Raw genomic sequence first — 17,750 nt, 5'->3', positions numbered from 1 at the left:
GACCCGCCTCTTAGCCAGCGACTAAGACTGTGCTCAGCCCGGCGCGCAGGAGAATCCTTTCCTGTGTTGACGTGGGGCAACCGTTGACGGTGGCAAGAACCGCGAGCCCCACACCGCAGAGTGGGGCCAGTCAGGTCCGCAACCATGATCAGGCTGGTGGGGTTACTCTGCCTTGAGGGTGGCAACCCGCCCCTTGAGCTTGCCGCCGGCGGCAAAGGTGACCACCCGCCGCCCGGAGATCTCGTGCTCTTCACCGGTCTTGGGGTTGCGTCCGGGACGAGGGCTCTTGTCTCTTAGGTGAAATACGCCAAACCCGCTCAGCTTTACCTCTTCGCCGTTTTCAAGGCAGGTTCGGATCTCCTCGAAGAAGGCATCCACCAGGTTTTTGGCGTCGTTGGTGGACAGGTTCAGGTTGGTGATCAGATTCTGCGTCAGCTCGGCTTTGGTCAGGGACATGAGGACACCTCGTTTTGCCAGTCAGTCGTGCCGTGTCGGCGGCTAAAATAAGTGTAGTGACTGATCTGTAAAGGTGCCTAATAAATCACAACTATTGAAAGCCCAGCGTCTGTTTTAGTGCTTTGAGGTAGCGCCGGCTTACCGGAATGGTCCGCCCTCCCCGGGTGTGAATCTCGCCGTTACCTCCCTCCTGAATTTCGATCTCGGCGATGGCGGTGGGGTGGATGAGGTACTGGCGATGGCAGCGCAGCAGAGGGGTGCGACTCTCCAATACCTTCAGGGTCAGTTGGGTGTGGATCACTTCGTCGGTGCTGGCCACGTGCACGCCCCCCAGATCGGAAAAGGCGAACTCCACCTCCTCCACCTTGAGTACCTTGAGGATGGAACCTGTGTAACAGGGCACCAGGGTGAGTTGCTCCGGCATCATGGCACTGAGATCCTGGGGCTCCTGAGCCCGGCGTACCCGCTCCAGGCACTTCTCCAGGCGCTCGGTCTCTATGGGTTTGAGCAGGTAGTCGAAGGCGTTGTTCTCGAACGCCTTGACCGCGTATTCGTCGTAGGCGGTGACGAACACCACTTTGGGGGTATTGTCCGGATCCAGCATCGCCAGCATCTCCATACCGCTGATCTTGGGCATGGAGATATCCAGGAACACCAGGTCCGGCTTATGTTTGTGGATGGCGGCGATCCCTTCCACCGCGTTGGCGCACTGGTCCAGGATCTGTATGTCCGGATAGTGGGCCAGCAGGGTGGCCAGTTCCTCCCGGGCCAGGGGTTCATCATCAATCAGCAGGGTGGTAATCATCACTGTGTTCCACGGCAGGCAGGGTCACGGTCACCTTAGTATAGTGTTGGGGGCGACACTGAACACTGATGCCAAACTGTTGTCCATATTGTGCTTTTATTCGTTTATCCACCAGATTCATCCCCAGCCCGCTGCTGTTGGGATTCTCTTTGTAGGCGCCGGCGTTGTCCTCTACGGTGAGGATCAGCTGATCCCCCGCCTGGTGCGCGCCAATCTCAATTCTACCCGGTTCGAACAGGTTGGCGATACCGTGTTTCACCGCATTCTCTACCAGGGGCTGCAGGGTGAAGGTCGGCAACCTGAGATGCAGGACATTGTGTTCAATCTCCCGGTGGATGGAGAGCCGGTCGCCGAAACGGGCCTTCTCCACCTCCAGGTAGGCATCGATATGCTCCAGCTCATCCTTGAGAGTCACCACCCCGGTGCCTCGCTTAAGGTTGCCGCGCAGGAAGGTGGCAAGGTTCTGAATCAGCTCTCGGGCCCGGTTGGAGTCGATGCGGGTGACCGCCGCCACCGTATTGAGGGCGTTAAACAGGAAGTGGGGGTTCACCTGGGCCTGCAACAGTTTCAGCTCCGCCTGGGTCAGCAGGTTGCTTTGGTGTTGGTAACGGCCGTGGAGGATCTGGTTGGAGAGCAGTTTGGCGATCCCCTCTCCCAGGGTGCGGTTGATGTTGAGGAACAGCTTGTTCTTGGCTTCGTAGAGCTTGATGGTGCCGATCACTTCGTTCTCGCCCCGCAGCGGGATCACCAGGCTGGAACCCAGGGGGCAGTTTTTGGAGACGGAGCAGTGATACTTGAGCTGCAGGCCATCGGCGTACATCACCCGATCGCTGCGAATCGCCTCCATGGTGATCTCCGAGGAGATGGGGGTGTTGGGCAGGTGGTGGTCGGAACCGATGCCGATAAAGGCCAGCAGCTTCTCCCTGTCGGTGATCGCCACCGCGCCCACCTGGGTCTCCTCATAGACGATGCGGGCCACCTGTTTGGTGGTGGTGGCATTGAACCCCTGGCTGAGGATTCCGACGGTGCGCTCGGCGATCTTCAGTGCCTTGGCGGAGAACACCGAGGACATCTTCTCCACCATGACCCTCTGGTCACGCAGCATGCTCATAAACATGGCGGCCCCGACGCTGTTGACCAGCAGCATGGGCGGGGCGATCACCTGAACCAGCTGCCAGGCATCGGTGAAGGGGCGTGCCACCAGCAGGATGATGATCATCTGCAACACCTCGGCCCACAGGGCGACCAGAGCCACCAGGGCGGGGTGAAACAGCTGTTCCAGCTTGCCCTTACGAATCAGGTAGGCGTGCACCAAGCCGGCGGACAGGCCTTCACAGGTGGTGGAGATGGCACAGGCGACATCGGTGAAGCCGCCGAGGCTGTATCGGTGCAGGCCTCCGGTTAGACCCACGGCAAAACCGGTAATGGGGCCACCCAGCAAGCCGGAGAGTACGGCCCCCATGGCTCGGGTGTTGGCGATGGCGCCATTGGTCTGTTCACCGAAATAGGTGCCGAGGATGCAGAAACAGCTGAACACGCCGTACAGCATCAGCCTGTGCGGCAGGCGATGAGAGAGGGTGACCAGGGGTTTGAACACCGGCGTCTTGGTGAAGATGTAGGCGATCACCAGGTAGAGGGACATCTGCTGAGTCAGGTTAAGGATCAGCTGCAGGGCTTCAATGGAGATCATCGCTGCACCCAATTGCCGGAAACCGGATTCAGATCAAAGAGTGCTTTTAAAAGATGCATATAATTTGAATCTTCTGAAATCTGGAGAACCATTATGTCCGAGTCTATCCATGCCCACGAACTTCTCAACCTTATCGGCGAACAGAACGAGCCGCTGACCCTGGATCAGATCAAGGCCCTGGCTGCTGAGCAGTTCGGTGCCGAGGCCCGGTTCTTCACCTGTCGTCTGGACGATCAGAGCATTGAGCAGATTGTGACCTTTTTCGTTAAGATGGCCAAGGTGGCGCCCTCTGGTGACGGCTATGTGCTGAACCGTGGCAACATGTGCAGCCACTGATTCTACGACGATGATTCAAAGAAAAAGGAGGCCCTGGCCTCCTTTTTCTCTGTCTGGCCCTATCTCGGTGCTCTGTTGTGTTCGGTTTCGGTGCTGAAGTAGGTCTGTCCCACCTTGATCACCACCACGGTGGCGGCCAGCAGCAGCGCCGAGGCTGAGATGGCCAGCACCCGCCAGTCATCCATCGCCTTCATATCCAGGATCAGGTAGCGGGCCAGGGCGACGATGCCGATATAGATGGGCATCCGTACCGGCAGTTGCCCTTCGGCTGCGTATACCGCCACCATGGCCAGAACCTCCAGGTAGATGAACAGCAGCAGCAGATCCGCCAGGGCCACATGGCGGTTGGAGATCATCAGCCACACCTCCTGGCCAATGGCCACCATGGTCGCCAGGGTAATAATGATCAGAATCAGGTGTTCAAACAGGGCGATGGTCGGTAATCCGAATGATTTGTACAGTCTGTGCATGGGCACTCTCCAGGGGCAATCCGTGGCTCCCTACGGTCGATAGGGGCAGTCTGTTGTTCCCTACAGTCTATAGTTCCAAAAATAAAACTGCATTGTTATCAATGTGATCTGTTTCACAACTGCTTCTTGGCATTTCTTGCTGGTCTGCTATTCTGGCGCCCTCTTTTCCCATTTTTTCTCGGCCCCTATGATGTTGTTGGTTGCCAAGGTACTGGCGGCGGTGTTCGCCGTGGTGGGCCTGGCGTGGATTGCTGAACGCAGTGGTCCCCGCCTGGCGGGTGTTCTTTCCGGTTACCCTCTGGGCACCGCCATTGTGCTGTTCTTCTACGGCATTGAACACGGCCCGCAGTTCGCCGCCGAGGCGGCCCTCTATGGTCAGTTGGGGCTGGCGGCCACTACCGGTTACTGTCTGGTCTATACCCTGAGTGCCCAGGGGGCCGATCCTAGGGCCTGGCGTCCCATGGGGGTGGCCATCCTGGCTCTGGTGGGCTTTGCCTTACTGGCACAGTCGATGCCGCCTCTGGGGGCGGCGGGCGCCTTGGTGGCAGCCGGAGTGGCGCTGTTGTCGATACGCATTACCCGGCGTGTGCCGGAACCGGAATTTGTGGCGGTCAAGGCGGGCCCCATGATGATCTGGGGCAGGGCACTACTGGCGGCGCTGATCGTGGTGGTGATCACCGCACTGGCACATTGGTTGCCTCAGAGTCTGGCCGGTGTGATGGCGGCATTTCCGGTGACCCTGTTCCCACTGATGCTGTTGCTGCAACTGGAGTATGGCAACCGGCCGGTGGCGGTGTTGGCTAAGCACTATCCCTTTGGGGTGGGGAGTCTGGTGGTCTATGGCCTGTCGGTCTGGGTGAGTTACCCCTTACTCGGAGTGGCACTGGGTACCCTGGTTTCCTTTGTTGCCGCCACCCTCTACCTGGTGCTGTTCCTTAAGCTGCGAGGGCGCTGATCAGTTGCTGCAGCGGCCTGGGCGATAGGTCATCGCCTGCAGACGATCGCTGTCGGCCTGGTAGAGGTCCACCAGGCTTTGAGCTTGGCCAAGATCAGCCAGCAGTGGACTGAGCCACTCGGGAAGATCTTCTTTCAGGGAGTAGTAGACCCACTGTCCCTGACGGCGGTCTTGCAACAACCCCTGGCTGCGCAGGCTGGCCAGATGGCGGGAGATCTTGGGCTGGCTCTCATTCAGGGCTTCGACCAGTTCACAGACACACAACTCACCCTTGCGCACCAGCAGCAGCACACAGCGCAGCCGGGTTTCATCACTGAGCAGTTTGAAGAACAGATGTGGATTCACGGGTACCTCGGTTTTCCGGACCTTCAGGGAGCCTAGCTCCACCTGAGAGGGGCTTATTCAAAAATCGATAGATCTCAGCAGCTTTCCCTGAAGATTGCCATGGTTGAAATCAACAGAAATGGCGTATTTAGCGTCATTTGCATCCATTTGTGAAAGGAAAGATGAAAAGGTGGGAGAAAAGTGTAGGCGTGATCTCAGTTTCGGACACGAAAAAAAGGGGAAGCCAACGGCTTCCCCTTTTCCGTTCTTAACCGGAATTAGCGCTTGAGGGCGTCATTCAGGTGCGGACGCATGGCGGCCAGCAGGCCGGCGGTGACCTTGGGAGCGCCGGCGACGATGTTGCCGCTCTTCAGCTGGTTGTGACCGCCGATAAAGTCAGTCACGATGCCGCCCGCTTCCTTCACCAGCAGTTCACCTGCGGCAATGTCCCAGGGCTTGAGGCCGATCTCGAAAAATCCGTCGACGCGGCCGGCAGCCACGTAAGCCAGATCCAGGGCCGCGGAGCCGGTGCGGCGGAAATCAGCGGCATTTTCCCAGATACCCGCCAGCATATTCAGGTAGCTTTCGCTGTGCTGACGGCTCTTGAAGGGGAAGCCGGTGGCAATAACGGTACCGGTCAGGTTACGGGCGCCGCTGTTGCGGATGCGGTAACCGTTCAACTGGGCTCCGGCACCCCGGGTGGCGGTGAACAGTTCATTGCGGATGGGATCGAATACCACGGCATGCTCCAGCTTGCCCTTGATCTGCAGAGCAATGGAGACGGAGAAGTGGGGCAGGCCCTTAACGAAGTTAGTGGTGCCATCCAGGGGGTCGATGATCCATTGGAACTCTGCGTGCTCACCTTCGATGGTGCCGCACTCTTCGCCGATGATGGTGTGCTTAGGATAGGACTTCTGGAGGGTGGCCACGATGGCCGCCTCGGCGTCACGATCAACTTTGGTGACGTAATCATTGATGCCTTTCAGTTCGGCTTCAACTTTGTCCTGCTCAGAAAACGCGCGTGCAATAACCTCTCCGCCGGCGCGCGCAGCGCGAACGGCGATGTTCAGCATCGGATGCATATCGATACCCCTGAATGTAAAAGAACGGAAACCCCTGTGGGTTGGGGCGCGGATCTTAGCAGAGATGATCTATATATAAAAGCAACAAATGTTTCTAAAGTGGCACATTAGGCTGTGATAGCATATTGGCCCTCTTTGTTTACCTAAGTAATCAACCGGATGCTAGAGAATATCCGCATTATCCTGGTGGGCACCTCCCACCCGGGCAATATTGGTTCCGCCGCCAGGGCGATGAAAACCATGGGCCTGTCCCAGCTGATGCTGGTGGCCCCCAGAGTGGAGCCGGACGGTAAGTCCGTGGCTCTGGCCGCCGGTGCCGTGGATGTGCTTAAGCACATCAAAACCGTGGGCACCCTGGAGGAGGCGATCGCCGATTGCTCCCTGGCCATCGGCACCTCTGCACGCCGCCGAGGCCTGGACTGGCCTCAGCTTGACGCTCGTCAGGCCGGAGAGAAGCTGGCACTGGAGGGGCGAACCGGTCCCGTGGCCCTGGTGTTTGGTCGTGAGAATCATGGCCTGACCAACGAGGAGCTGCAGCTGTGCCACTTCCACGTCAACATCCCGGCCAATCCCGAGTATTCCAGTCTCAACCTGGCTCAGGCGGTACAGCTGCTCTGTTATGAGGTGAGGATGAAACACCTCAGCCTGCTGGCCAAGCCGGAGCCTGAGGAGGAGTACCCCAATGGCGAGCAGCTCGAGGGCTTCTACCAGCACCTGGAGTCGGCCCTGACTCACACCGGCTTTATCCGCAAAAATCATCCTGGTCAGGTGATGGCCAAGCTGCGCAGACTGTTCAACCGGGCTCGTCCAGAGTCACAGGAGTTGAATATCCTGCGAGGCGTCCTCACATCTGTAGAGAGAACTGACCCCACCACAAAAGAGTAATGGCAGACATGGGAATACGTGCGCGTCTAAAGGAAGATATCGCTTCCATCTATCACAGAGATCCGGCGGCCAACAGCGCCTTCGAGATTCTGACCAACTACCCAGGCATGCATGCGATCTGGCTTCACCGAATCTCCCACAAACTCTGGTGTCGTAACTGGAAGCTGACCGCCCGCCTTCTCTCTACTTTCTCCCGTTGGGCCACCGGTGTGGAGATTCACCCTGGGGCCCGCATTGGCCGTCGCTTCTTCATCGACCATGGCATGGGGGTGGTGATCGGCGAGACTGCGGAGATTGGCGATGACGTGACCCTGTACCACGGCGTGACCCTGGGGGGAACCAGTTGGAACGCCGGTAAGCGTCACCCCACCCTCCATGATAATGTGGTGGTGGGGGCCGGTGCCAAGATCCTGGGGCCCCTGGACATCGGTGAGGGCGCCCGGGTGGGGTCCAACTCTGTGGTGATCAAAGATGTGGAGCCGGGAACCACCATGATCGGCATTCCCGCGCGGTCCGTGCTCAGTAAGGCGGAGCGTGAGAAGGAGCACCGGCGCAGTCACCTGGCCCGGAAATATGGTTTCGACGCCTATGCGGTGTCGCCGGATAATCCGGATCCCGTGGCCAGTGCCATCGGTTCCATGCTCGATCATATGCACCTGATGGACGCCCGTATGATGGAGATCTGCCAGGCGCTGAAGGAGCAGGGCTGCACCATCGAAATCAAGGAGCTGCCACAGCTCAATGTCACCGCTTTTGTTGAAGCAGAGCAAGAAGCGGCAGATACCCGCCGAAAAGAGCACGAAAGATTTGATCCAGGTATTTGAATCCGACTTGCGAATAGGGTTAAATGCCCCAGCTGGATGCTGGGGTATTCCTCTCCATTAATCGAAAATCCCGGTTAAAGCTGCCAGAATAATACTTGAGTAATTTACTCAGGTATATGGTATAGTGGTAGCGTTGCATGAAAGGGACAGGTTATGAGATTGACATCCAAAGGCCGCTACGCGGTCACCGCCATACTCGATGTGGCTCTGCACTCCGCCGATGGGCCGGTGCCGCTGGCTGACATCTCCGAGCGACAAGGTATCTCTCTGTCGTACCTGGAGCAGTTGTTCGCCAAGCTGCGTAAAAACGGTTTGGTCAGCAGTGTACGTGGCCCGGGTGGCGGCTACCTGCTGGGGCAGGATCCTGCCGACATCGCCGTAGGCATGGTGGTGCACGCCGTGGATGAGTCCGTGGACGCGACCCGCTGTCACGGCAAGAGCAATTGCCAGAGCGGCGCCCGTTGCCTGACTCACTCCCTGTGGGGAGACCTCAGCGACAGAATTGCAGGATTTCTAAACGGCATCAGCCTGGCTGATCTGATGTCGAGCCATGACGTAAAGGTGGTCTCCGTACGTCAGGAAACACAACAGGCCAAAGCTCACGCACAGTAAAGGTTTTGGCGCTTGCGCCATGATGTAACTAACCGCCGGCACCATGTTTTTAGCCGGCTCAAGTCGGAGAAGGTAATGAAGCTTCCGATCTATTTTGATTACTCCGCCACCACTCCGGTCGACCCACGTGTCGCCGAGAAGATGGTTCAGTACATGACACTGGACGGCATGTTCGGTAACCCCGCGTCTCGCTCGCACAAGTTTGGCTGGCAGGCCGAAGAGGCGGTAGACATTGCCCGCAATCAGGTAGCGGATCTGATCAACGCCGATCCTCGCGAGATCGTCTTTACCTCAGGTGCCACCGAGTCCGACAACCTGGCCATCAAGGGTGTGGCGCACTTCTATAACAAGAAGGGCAAGCACATCATCACCAGCAAGACCGAACACAAAGCGGTGCTGGATACCTGTCGCCAGCTGGAGCGTGAAGGCTACGAGGTGACCTACCTGGAGCCGGAGAGCAACGGCATCATTCCCCTGAGCCGCTTCGAAGAAGCGATGCGTGATGACACCATCCTGGTTTCCATCATGCACGTGAACAACGAGATCGGCGTCATTCACGACATCGCCGCCATCGGCGAGCTGTGCCGCAGCAAAAAGATCTTGCTGCACGTGGATGCGGCCCAGAGCGCCGGCAAGCTGCCCATCGACGTGAAGGCGATGAAGGTGGACATGATCTCCATCTCCGCCCACAAGATGTACGGCCCCAAAGGGGTCGGTGCCCTGTACGTCCGTCGTAAGCCTCGGGTTCGTCTGGAAGCCCAGATGCACGGTGGTGGCCATGAGCGCGGCATGCGTTCCGGCACCCTGGCGACCCACCAGCTGGTGGGCCTGGGCGAAGCCTGCCGCATCGCCAAAGAGGAGATGGGTGCAGAAGCTGAGCGCATGCGCGCCCTGCGTGACCGCCTGCTCAATGGCATCAGTGACATTGAAGAGGTGTACATCAATGGTGACCTGGAGCAACGCCTGGTCTCCAACCTCAATATCAGCTTTAACTTCGTTGAGGGCGAATCTCTGATGATGGCCCTGAGCGACCTGGCAGTGTCTTCCGGCTCAGCTTGTACCTCTGCCAGCCTGGAGCCCAGCTATGTGCTGCGCGCCCTGGGCATGACCGACGAGCTGGCCCACAGCTCCATCCGTTTCTCCATCGGCCGCTTTACCACCGAGGAGGAGATCGATTACGCCATCGACAAGATCCGTGGCGCCATCGGCAAACTGCGTGAGATGTCCCCCCTGTGGGAGATGCACAAAGACGGTATCGACCTGTCCACCGTTGAGTGGGCGGCTCACTGATAGAGACACAACGAGGGGCCGGCGGCGACCGGTCCCCGACGAGAGTTAGGAATTTGGAGCGTAATCATGGCATACAGTGAAAAGGTCATTGACCACTACGAAAACCCCCGCAACGTGGGTTCTTTCGACAAGAACGACCCCAATGTCGCCACCGGTATGGTTGGCGCGCCGGCTTGCGGTGACGTGATGAAGCTGCAACTGAAGGTGGACGACGAAGGCGTTATTGAAGACGCCAAGTTCAAGACCTACGGCTGTGGCAGCGCCATCGCTTCCTCCTCCCTGGTCACCGAGTGGGTGAAGGGCAAGACCCTGGAGGAAGCGGCTTCCATCAAGAACACCGAGATCGCCGAAGAGTTGGCCCTGCCTCCCGTGAAGATCCACTGTTCTATTCTGGCTGAGGACGCCATCAAGGCGGCCATTGCCGATTACAACAGCAAGCAAGGCAAAGAGTAACGGGAGTTTCTATGGCCATCTCCATGACCGACGCCGCCGCCGACCGGGTGAAGCAGTTTCTGGCCAATCGCGGGCGCGGCATCGGCCTGCGCCTGGGCCTGAAGACCTCCGGCTGCTCCGGACTGGCCTACGTTATCGAGTTCGTTGATGAACTCAATCCAGACGATGAAGTGTTCGAAGACAAGGGAGTCAACGTGATCATCGACGCCAAGAGCCTGATCTATCTTGAGGGCGTGGAGCTGGATTTCGTCAAGGAGGGCCTGAACGAAGGCTTTAAGTTCAATAACCCCAATGCCCAGGGAGAGTGTGGCTGCGGAGAGAGCTTTACTGTTTGATGCCTGGGGCCCGAACGGGCCCAGTTGCCAGGTGCAGGGGATATTGATGAACTACTTCGAGTTGTTCGACCTTCCGGTGGCGTTCCAGGTGGACGCCACCCTGCTAAGCGGCCGCTACCGCGAGCTTCAGCGTGCCGTCCATCCGGATAACTTTGCCGACGCCTCCGAGCGGGACCGCCTGTTGGCGGTGCAGAAAGCGGCGGAGATCAACGACGCCTTCCAGACCCTGAAAGAGCCCGTGGGCCGGGCCCAGTATCTGCTGAAACTCAGTGGCATCGACCTGCAGGGTGAGACCCAGACCATCCGAGATACCGGCTTCCTGATGGAACAGATGATGCTCAGGGAGACCCTGGAAGAGGTGGAGGAGTCCTCCGACGTCGAGAGCGCGGCGATGGATTTCGCCGACGATCTGAGTCAGCGCACTCGCGCCCTGATGCAACAGCTGGAGTCACAGCTGGGAGAGCAGCAGTGGCCCCAGGCCGCCGACTCGGTACGCAAACTAAAATTCATGAAGAAGCTGGAGGAGGAGCTGGCGCAGCTGGAAGACCGGTTGCTGGCCTGATGCTTCACATCACTGATTATGGCGCTACTGCAAATTGCTGAACCCGGCCAGATGGCCGCCCCTCACCAGCACAAGCTGGCGGTGGGAATCGATCTCGGAACCACAAATTCTCTGGTGGCTGCGGTGCGCAGCGGTCAGGCGGAAACTCTGCCGGACCCCCAGGGGCACCACCGCATGCCATCGGTGGTGCGTTATCTGGAACAGGGGTTGGAGACCGGCGAGTCTGCCAAGGCCCTGGCCAGCGACGATCCACAGAACACCATCATCTCGGTGAAGCGCTTCATGGGGCGGTCCCTGGAGGACATCCAGAGCCGTTACCCCAAACTGCCTTATGAGCTGGAAGCCTCGGACAACGGCTTGCCGCTGTTTGTGACCCGCAGTGGCCGGGTCAATCCGGTCCAGGTCTCCTCCGAAGTGCTCAAGCCATTGATTGCCAGGGCCGAAGAAACCCTGGGAGGCGAGTTGTCCGGCGCGGTGATCACCGTGCCAGCCTACTTCGATGACGCTCAGCGTCAGGGCACTAAGGATTCCGCCGAACTGGTGGGCATCAAGGTGTTGCGGTTGCTGAACGAGCCCACGGCGGCGGCCATCGCCTACGGCCTGGATTCGGGCCAGGAGGGGGTGATCGCTGTCTACGATCTGGGTGGTGGCACCTTCGACATCTCCATCTTGCGCCTCAATCAGGGGGTGTTCGAGGTGTTGGCCACCGGCGGCGATTCCGCCCTGGGCGGGGATGATTTCGATCATCTGCTGGCGGACCATCTGGCCGAACTGGCCGGGATCGCCGATGCGGATGCCAGCCTGCGCCGGCAGCTGCAGAGTGAAGCCTGCCGGGTCAAGGAGGCGCTGACCGGTGCCGACAGTGTGACCGCCGCCATTGGCGACTGGCAGGGAGAGATCACCCGCAGCCAGTTTGATGCGCTGATCTCTCCATTGGTCAAACGCACCCTGATGGCCTGTCGCCGCAGCCTGCGGGACGCCGGCCTGGAGAAGCAGGAGGTGCTGGAGGTGGTGATGGTGGGCGGTTCCACCCGGGTTCCCCAGGTGCGGGACCAGGTGGGCGAGTTCTTTGGCCGTACCCCGCTGACCAGCATCGACCCCGATCGTGTGGTGGCCATCGGTGCCGCCATCCAGGCTGATATCCTGGTGGGCAACAAGCCCGACTCGGACATGTTGCTGCTGGACGTGGCGCCCCTGTCCCTGGGGTTGGAGACCATGGGGGGGCTGACCGAGAAGGTGATTCCCCGCAATACCACCATTCCGGTGGCCCGGGCTCAGGAGTTCACCACCTTCAAAGACGGTCAGACTGCCATGGCCATTCATGTGGTACAGGGTGAGCGTGAGATGGTGGCGGACTGCCGCTCCCTGGCGCGTTTCGTCCTCAAGGACATTCCGCCTATGGCTGCGGGCACTGCGGTGATTCGGGTGACCTTCCAGGTGGATGCCGATGGCCTGCTGTCAGTGACCGCCCAGGAGAAGACCTCAGGGGTTCAGACCTCCATTCAGGTGAAGCCCTCCTTCGGCCTGAGCGAGGGGGAGATCACCCGGATGCTCACCGAGTCCATGACGCACGCCAAAGAGGATATCGCCAAGCGGATGCTGACCGAGCAGCGCATCGAGGCCCAGCGGGTGATCGAAAGCCTGAGCTCTGCCCTGGATGCTGACGGCGATGAACTGCTGCGCCCTGAGCAGCAGCAGGTATTGCGTGACCGGATGGTGGCGCTGAAACAGTTGTGTGAAGGCAGCGATGGTCAGGTCATCAAGGACGCCATCGAGGCCCTGGATAAGGCCAGTGCCGAGTTTGCCGCGCGCCGGATGGACCTGTCCATTCGTCGGGCGCTGTCGGGACAATCGGTTGATAACGTATAAGGTTAGCTATGCCAAAGATTATTTTTCTGCCCAGTGAAGAGCACTGCCCTGAAGGTCTGGAAACCCAAGCCGAGCAGGGGGAGACCATTCTGGACGTCGCCCTGCGCAATGGCATCATCATTGAGCATGCCTGCGAGAAGTCCTGCGCCTGCACCACCTGTCACGTGGTGGTTCGCGAAGGCTTCGACTCTCTGGAGGAGAGCGACGAACTGGAAGATGACATGCTGGATAAGGCTTGGGGTCTGGAGCCGGAATCCCGTCTCTCTTGTCAGGCCAAGGTCGAAGATGAGGATCTGGTGGTGGACATCCCCAGATACACCATCAATCAGGTGAGTGAACACCACTAGTCTCGTTAGGAGGTAAGCATGGAACTGAAGTGGGTAGACGTGCAGGATATCGCCATCGAGCTGAGCGAGCAGAAGCCCGATGTGGATCCTACGCAGCTGCGCTTCACCGAGCTGCGCCAGTGGGTGATGGATCTGGAGGGGTTCAATGACGACCCCGATCACTGTAATGAGCGTATCCTGGAAGCGATTCAGCAGGCCTGGATAGACGAGGCCGAATAAGCCAGACTGAACAGAGAAGGCGGAGCATCAGCTCCGCTTTTTTTATGGGCAAAACTCAGGGCTGGCGGGTAACAGCGATGTTATGACCTTTTTTCAATTTTTATGACAAAGGACAATGTTTCGACCCGGGGTCCCTGAGTAACATGGAGCGACAAGGTTGCCACAGGGGCAGCCAGTTACCAGTAACAGGCCCGAAAGGCCTAGAGCGGGAAGGCAAGATGCACGAGATGTCACTGGCCGAAGGGATAGTACAAATCCTGGAGAGCGAGGCCCAGAAGCAGCAGTTCACCAAGGTGAAAGAGGTCTGCCTCGAGGTTGGGGAACTGGCCGGGGTGGAGCTGGAGGCGCTGGAGTTCAGCTTTGATGTGATCACCAGGGAGACCCTGGCCGAAGGGTGCAGCCTTTCCATCGAGTCGGTGCCCGGCACCGCCTACTGTTTCGATTGTGCCGTGGAGGTTCCCCTGTCACGGCGTGGGCAGCCCTGTCCCAAATGCAGCGGATACTCGCTGCAGGTAGTGGGAGGCACCCAGATGCGAGTCAAATCATTAGAGGTAGAGTAACCATGTGTACCGTATGCGGCTGTGCCGAAGGCAATGTAAAGATCGAACAGGGTCATAGCCATGACCACGGTCACCACCATCATCATGATCACGGCCACAGCCATGACCACAGCCACGGCCACAGCCATGACCACGGCCATGACCACGGCCATAGCCATGACCACAGTCATGCTCATGATCATCACCACGGCCATGCTCATCATGCCACTGTCGAGCCGACCATCATCCACCACCACTATCACCATCAGGGTAATGTAGAGCATCATTATCACTACCATATTCATGGTGAGGCGGCCCATCAGCATGGTCATAGCCACGGTCACGATCATAGCCACGACCATGGTCATTCTCATGAACATGACCATCATCACGATGACAAGGCCGAGGCTTTTGCTCCGGCACATCAGGGTGACAACCTCCACTATGGTCAGGGACCGGCCCATGCTCATGCGCCCGGTATGTCCCAGGCGCGGATGGTACAGATCGAACAGGATATCCTGGGCAAGAATGACGCCATCGCCGCCGACAACCGCAAGCGCTTCCATCAGGCGAACCAACTGGTGGTCAACCTGGTGTCGAGCCCAGGCTCCGGTAAGACCACCCTGCTGACCGAAACCTGTCGTCGCCTGGCCGATGACAAGGTGGTGGTTATCGAGGGGGATCAGGAGACCGCCAACGACGCGGACCGCATCCGTGAGACCGGTGTCCGTGCCATCCAGGTGAACACCGGCAAGGGCTGTCACCTGGACGCCGCCATGATCGGTTCTGCCTGTGACCGGCTGGATCTGGACAAGGACGAACTGGTGATCATCGAGAACGTGGGTAACCTGGTGTGTCCTGCCGGATTCGATCTGGGTGAACGTCATAAGGTGGCCATTCTGTCCGTCACCGAAGGGGAAGATAAGCCGCTTAAATACCCTGACATGTTTGCCGCGTCCAACCTGATGCTGGTGAACAAGGTGGATCTGCTGCCCCACCTGAACTTCGATGTTCAGGCCTGCATCGACAATGCTCGCAAGGTCAACCCGGATATCCAGGTGATCTGCACCTCGGCCACCACAGGTGAGGGGATGGATGAGTGGATCGACTGGCTGCAAAAGCAGCGTTAAACCCCTAAGGTTAAGCCGGCTCGATTGAGCCGGCTTTTTGGTTTTTAGGGACTTGGATGCGAAATCTGCGTCAGTTCATTTAACAAGCTAATCAAAACTGCCGCTATGTCTCATTGAGGGCAAAAAAAGGTTGTTTTTTTAGCCAGCAAGGAAGTATGTTGTGTAATCGCTGACCAGGCTGTCGGGGCTGAGTGGCGATAAATTGCTCAAACCAAAAATAATTGGGGCGGAAATAACAATGCAACAAGAAGTCCGCAAAACTCACTCTTTTGTTTGTCATTCAGACGGTTCGAATGACGCGTTTCCTGAGTGGAAGTACAAATTTATCCTAAGGAAGTTGGCACTGAAGCGCGGTGAGCGTGTGCTGGTGATCTCCCCGTGTGAAGAGGGGTTTGTCCGGGTACTGGCAAAGCAGGTTGGCGAAGCCGGGGCCATTGACATACTGACGGATCACGTCATGAACTCCGCCATGTTAAAGCAGCAATATGCTGATCTTCCAAGTGTTTCTATTCAAGTTCGAGGGCCGGCCGTCAAGCACGTCGCCTATCAGGCGGTGATCTGGTTGGGGGCCATGACCGAGTCGGGCAGTGACCTGGCCAGAGAGATTCAGTTCTCCTGGCGCCTGCTGGACAAATGCGGTCGCCTCCTCCTTGCCCTTCCACAATCCCATCCAGACTCTAACGCCTCCCTGGACGAAGCCATCGAGATTGGTAACGGCCTCGGCTTTGTCAGTCGCATGAGGCGTCGCTGTGACGAGCACTGCATGTGGATCGGTGTCAAATATTTGCGCTAATCGTGATCGCCAAGCCGCTCGCAATGATCCTGAACGTGATTTAAGTAGGGATCTTTGGGTGGTTTTGCCTTATAATCCGCGCCAAACAACACACCGACCCTAAATATGGAGAGAAAAATGGCGATTGAACGCACTTTTTCCATCGTTAAGCCTGACGCTGTTGCCAAGAACCTGATCGGCGCCATCTATGGCCGTTTCGAAAATGCTGGCCTGAAGATCGTGGCTTCCAAGATGGTTCACCTGAGCCGCGAGCAAGCCGAAGGTTTCTACGCTGAGCACAAGGAGCGTCCCTTCTTCGGTGCCCTGGTAGACTTCATGACTTCCGGACCCATCATGGTCCAGGTTCTGGAAGGTGAGAACGCCGTACTGGCCAACCGTGAAATCATGGGTGCCACCAACCCTGCCGATGCCGCTCGCGGTACTCTGCGCAGCGATTTCGCCAACTCCATCGATGAGAATGCCGTACACGGCTCCGATGCACTGGCTTCCGCCGAGCGCGAAATTGGTTATTTCTTCACTCAGGAAGAGATCTGCCCACGCACTCGCTAAGAGTCAGGCAGAGATAAAAAAAGCGCCCCTGGGGCGCTTTTTTTGTGTGGTGATTTCTGGGCGGGGGTGTCAGGCGGAGTCGTTGTCGCTGAGGGTAATGCCCCGCTGTTTCTTGCGCTGCTCCCACAGCTTGCGCGCCACGTCCTGCATGTCGGCGGCAGGATCGCTGAATTCAACAATCTCCAGCCCCAGCAGCGATTCGATGATGTCCTCCATGGTCACCAGACCCAGGACGCTGCCGTACTCGTCCACCACGATGGCGATCTGCACCCGCCGCTTGAGCAGCTGTTCAAACACCGCCATTAGCTTGGTGCCTTCCGGCAGGGCCAGAATAGGTCGCTTGAGGGCACGCAAAGGTTTGTCCGGGTTGCTTCGTTCAGCCAGCATCACCTCGTTGCGGTGAACATAACCGACAATGTCATCCCGCTCTTCGTCGTGCACCGGAATCCGGGTAAAGCGCGCCTCGGACTGTTCGCGGACAAAATCGGCCAGGCTCATATGCTGGCTGACCGCATGGATGACGGTCCTGGGGGTCATCACCGCGGTCACCGGAACCTCCCGGGCACTGAGCAGCTGCTTGAGAATGTTGGACTCCTTCTCCTCCAGCTCGCCGGATTGATGGCCAATGTCCGCCATGGCAGACATCTCGGCACGGATGTACTGCCCTTGTTCCCCTTTGCCCATCAGTCGGGTCACCTTGAGGGAGAGCCACACCAGGGGTTTGGTCAGAGTCACCATCCAGTTGAGTGCCAGGGACACTGGCGGAGCCAGGGAGCGCCAGTAGTTGGCGCCCAGGGTCTTGGGGATGATCTCGGAGAAGAACAGAATCGCCAGGGTCAGCACTGCGGAGAACAGACCCAGGAGCTCGTCACCAAATACCTTGGCTGCCTGTGCACCGGCACCGGCAGCGCCCGCTGTATGGGCTATGGTATTGAGAGTAAGGATCGCCACCAGCGGTGCTTCGACGTCCTCTTTCTGTTTTTCCAGGCGGGCGGCCGCCTTGGGATTGCTCTTTTTCAGGTTGGCAATATAGCTGGGTGTCACACTGAGCAGGGCCGCTTCGAAGACGCTGCAGACAAAAGAAACGCCAATGGCGGCAAGAATATAGCTAACTAACAGTATCATTGAGTCAGGTTAGAAACAGTCGTAATGAGCTCCAGTGTATCATGATATGGCTGGATACCGGCTGAACTCCTCTAAACCCCGTCATGGTGGACTTTCGGGG

General features: G+C 58.3%; 23 protein-coding genes. 16 read left to right on the top strand and 7 right to left on the bottom strand.

Annotation, left to right across the window (positions count from 1 at the left end; genetic code table 11):
- Window positions 1-162 precede the first annotated feature (162 nt).
- The 3 genes from G505_RS0118910 to G505_RS0118900 all read right to left on the bottom strand — a co-directional run bounded on the left by G505_RS0118910 (window position 163) and on the right by G505_RS0118900 (window position 2,933).
- The gene (locus G505_RS0118910) at window positions 163-456 is read right to left on the bottom strand and encodes an integration host factor subunit alpha (protein WP_028110958.1); all 294 of its coding nucleotides are present in this window, start codon (window positions 454-456) and stop codon (window positions 163-165) included.
- 91 nt (window positions 457-547) lie between these two features.
- The gene (gene btsR / locus G505_RS0118905) at window positions 548-1,261 is read right to left on the bottom strand and encodes a two-component system response regulator BtsR (RefSeq protein ID WP_028110957.1); all 714 of its coding nucleotides are present in this window, start codon (window positions 1,259-1,261) and stop codon (window positions 548-550) included.
- On the bottom strand, window positions 1,239-2,933 hold the full coding sequence (locus tag G505_RS0118900; RefSeq protein ID WP_028110956.1) for a sensor histidine kinase: 1,695 nt from the start codon (window positions 2,931-2,933) through the stop codon (window positions 1,239-1,241). The genes btsR and G505_RS0118900 overlap by 23 nt, the downstream gene beginning before the upstream one ends.
- A 111-nt stretch (window positions 2,934-3,044) precedes the next feature.
- Between G505_RS0118900 and G505_RS0118895 the strand changes: the two genes are divergently transcribed.
- Window positions 3,045-3,287 carry a YecH family metal-binding protein gene (locus G505_RS0118895; protein WP_028110955.1) on the top strand — a complete coding sequence of 81 codons (243 nt, stop codon included), beginning with the start codon at window positions 3,045-3,047 and terminating at the stop codon, window positions 3,285-3,287.
- Between the two features lie 59 nt (window positions 3,288-3,346).
- Here G505_RS0118895 and G505_RS22025 read toward each other — a convergent pair whose 3' ends face one another.
- The gene (locus G505_RS22025; protein ID WP_051216461.1) at window positions 3,347-3,763 is read right to left on the bottom strand and encodes a phosphate-starvation-inducible protein PsiE; all 417 of its coding nucleotides are present in this window, start codon (window positions 3,761-3,763) and stop codon (window positions 3,347-3,349) included.
- Window positions 3,764-3,947: 184 nt separating this feature from the next.
- On the opposite strand from G505_RS22025, the gene G505_RS0118885 reads away from it, so the two are divergent.
- Window positions 3,948-4,712 carry a hypothetical protein gene (locus tag G505_RS0118885; RefSeq protein WP_157509289.1) on the top strand — a complete coding sequence of 255 codons (765 nt, stop codon included), beginning with the start codon at window positions 3,948-3,950 and terminating at the stop codon, window positions 4,710-4,712.
- Here G505_RS0118885 and G505_RS0118880 read toward each other — a convergent pair whose 3' ends face one another.
- Both G505_RS0118880 and suhB read right to left on the bottom strand, forming a co-directional pair.
- Window positions 4,713-5,057, bottom strand: coding sequence for a metalloregulator ArsR/SmtB family transcription factor (locus G505_RS0118880; RefSeq protein ID WP_028110953.1), 345 nt, complete (start codon window positions 5,055-5,057; stop codon window positions 4,713-4,715).
- Between the two features lie 257 nt (window positions 5,058-5,314).
- Window positions 5,315-6,118 carry an inositol-1-monophosphatase gene (suhB, locus tag G505_RS0118875; RefSeq protein WP_028110952.1) on the bottom strand — a complete coding sequence of 268 codons (804 nt, stop codon included), beginning with the start codon at window positions 6,116-6,118 and terminating at the stop codon, window positions 5,315-5,317.
- A gap of 159 nt (window positions 6,119-6,277) precedes the next feature.
- Between suhB and trmJ the strand changes: the two genes are divergently transcribed.
- The 14 genes from trmJ to ndk all read left to right on the top strand — a co-directional run bounded on the left by trmJ (window position 6,278) and on the right by ndk (window position 16,525).
- On the top strand, window positions 6,278-7,003 hold the full coding sequence (trmJ, locus tag G505_RS0118870) for a tRNA (cytosine(32)/uridine(32)-2'-O)-methyltransferase TrmJ (protein WP_028110951.1): 726 nt from the start codon (window positions 6,278-6,280) through the stop codon (window positions 7,001-7,003).
- A gap of 8 nt (window positions 7,004-7,011) precedes the next feature.
- Entirely contained in the window at window positions 7,012-7,827 is an 816-nt protein-coding gene (gene cysE / locus G505_RS0118865) for a serine O-acetyltransferase (protein ID WP_028110950.1), read from the top strand.
- Between the two features lie 153 nt (window positions 7,828-7,980).
- Window positions 7,981-8,439 carry a Fe-S cluster assembly transcriptional regulator IscR gene (gene iscR, locus G505_RS0118860; protein WP_028110949.1) on the top strand — a complete coding sequence of 153 codons (459 nt, stop codon included), beginning with the start codon at window positions 7,981-7,983 and terminating at the stop codon, window positions 8,437-8,439.
- 75 nt (window positions 8,440-8,514) lie between these two features.
- The gene (locus G505_RS0118855) at window positions 8,515-9,729 is read left to right on the top strand and encodes an IscS subfamily cysteine desulfurase (RefSeq protein WP_028110948.1); all 1,215 of its coding nucleotides are present in this window, start codon (window positions 8,515-8,517) and stop codon (window positions 9,727-9,729) included.
- 66 nt (window positions 9,730-9,795) lie between these two features.
- Window positions 9,796-10,182, top strand: coding sequence for a Fe-S cluster assembly scaffold IscU (gene iscU, locus G505_RS0118850; RefSeq protein ID WP_028110947.1), 387 nt, complete (start codon window positions 9,796-9,798; stop codon window positions 10,180-10,182).
- An 11-nt stretch (window positions 10,183-10,193) separates the two neighbouring features.
- Complete coding sequence (gene iscA, locus G505_RS0118845) at window positions 10,194-10,517, top strand: iron-sulfur cluster assembly protein IscA (protein ID WP_028110946.1); 324 nt, start codon at window positions 10,194-10,196, stop codon at window positions 10,515-10,517.
- A 46-nt stretch (window positions 10,518-10,563) separates the two neighbouring features.
- Entirely contained in the window at window positions 10,564-11,079 is a 516-nt protein-coding gene (gene hscB, locus G505_RS0118840; RefSeq protein ID WP_028110945.1) for a co-chaperone HscB, read from the top strand.
- Between the two features lie 18 nt (window positions 11,080-11,097).
- Window positions 11,098-12,948, top strand: a complete 1,851-nt coding sequence (gene hscA / locus G505_RS0118835; protein WP_028110944.1) for a Fe-S protein assembly chaperone HscA — start codon at window positions 11,098-11,100, stop codon at window positions 12,946-12,948.
- 8 nt (window positions 12,949-12,956) lie between these two features.
- Window positions 12,957-13,295, top strand: coding sequence for an ISC system 2Fe-2S type ferredoxin (gene fdx, locus G505_RS0118830; RefSeq protein WP_028110943.1), 339 nt, complete (start codon window positions 12,957-12,959; stop codon window positions 13,293-13,295).
- Between the two features lie 18 nt (window positions 13,296-13,313).
- Window positions 13,314-13,514, top strand: a complete 201-nt coding sequence (iscX, locus tag G505_RS0118825) for a Fe-S cluster assembly protein IscX (protein WP_028110942.1) — start codon at window positions 13,314-13,316, stop codon at window positions 13,512-13,514.
- Between the two features lie 218 nt (window positions 13,515-13,732).
- Window positions 13,733-14,074: a hydrogenase maturation nickel metallochaperone HypA gene (hypA, locus tag G505_RS0118820; RefSeq protein ID WP_028110941.1), complete on the top strand. Its 342-nt coding sequence runs from the start codon at window positions 13,733-13,735 to the stop codon at window positions 14,072-14,074.
- 2 nt (window positions 14,075-14,076) lie between these two features.
- A complete protein-coding gene (gene hypB / locus G505_RS0118815; RefSeq protein ID WP_028110940.1) occupies window positions 14,077-15,183 on the top strand; it encodes a hydrogenase nickel incorporation protein HypB in 1,107 nt (368 codons plus the stop codon).
- Window positions 15,184-15,421: 238 nt separating this feature from the next.
- On the top strand, window positions 15,422-15,976 hold the full coding sequence (locus tag G505_RS0118810) for a hypothetical protein (protein ID WP_157509288.1): 555 nt from the start codon (window positions 15,422-15,424) through the stop codon (window positions 15,974-15,976).
- Window positions 15,977-16,093: 117 nt separating this feature from the next.
- On the top strand, window positions 16,094-16,525 hold the full coding sequence (ndk, locus tag G505_RS0118805) for a nucleoside-diphosphate kinase (RefSeq protein ID WP_028110938.1): 432 nt from the start codon (window positions 16,094-16,096) through the stop codon (window positions 16,523-16,525).
- 69 nt (window positions 16,526-16,594) lie between these two features.
- On the opposite strand, the gene G505_RS22020 is transcribed toward ndk, so the two are convergent.
- Complete coding sequence (locus G505_RS22020; RefSeq protein ID WP_035385553.1) at window positions 16,595-17,650, bottom strand: CNNM domain-containing protein; 1,056 nt, start codon at window positions 17,648-17,650, stop codon at window positions 16,595-16,597.
- Between the last annotated feature and the right edge of the window lie 100 nt (window positions 17,651-17,750).

It is taken from the genome of Ferrimonas futtsuensis DSM 18154, assembly GCF_000422645.1.
Lineage (GTDB): Bacteria > Pseudomonadota > Gammaproteobacteria > Enterobacterales > Shewanellaceae > Ferrimonas > Ferrimonas futtsuensis.
This window is presented reverse-complemented; position numbering and strand designations above follow the sequence as displayed.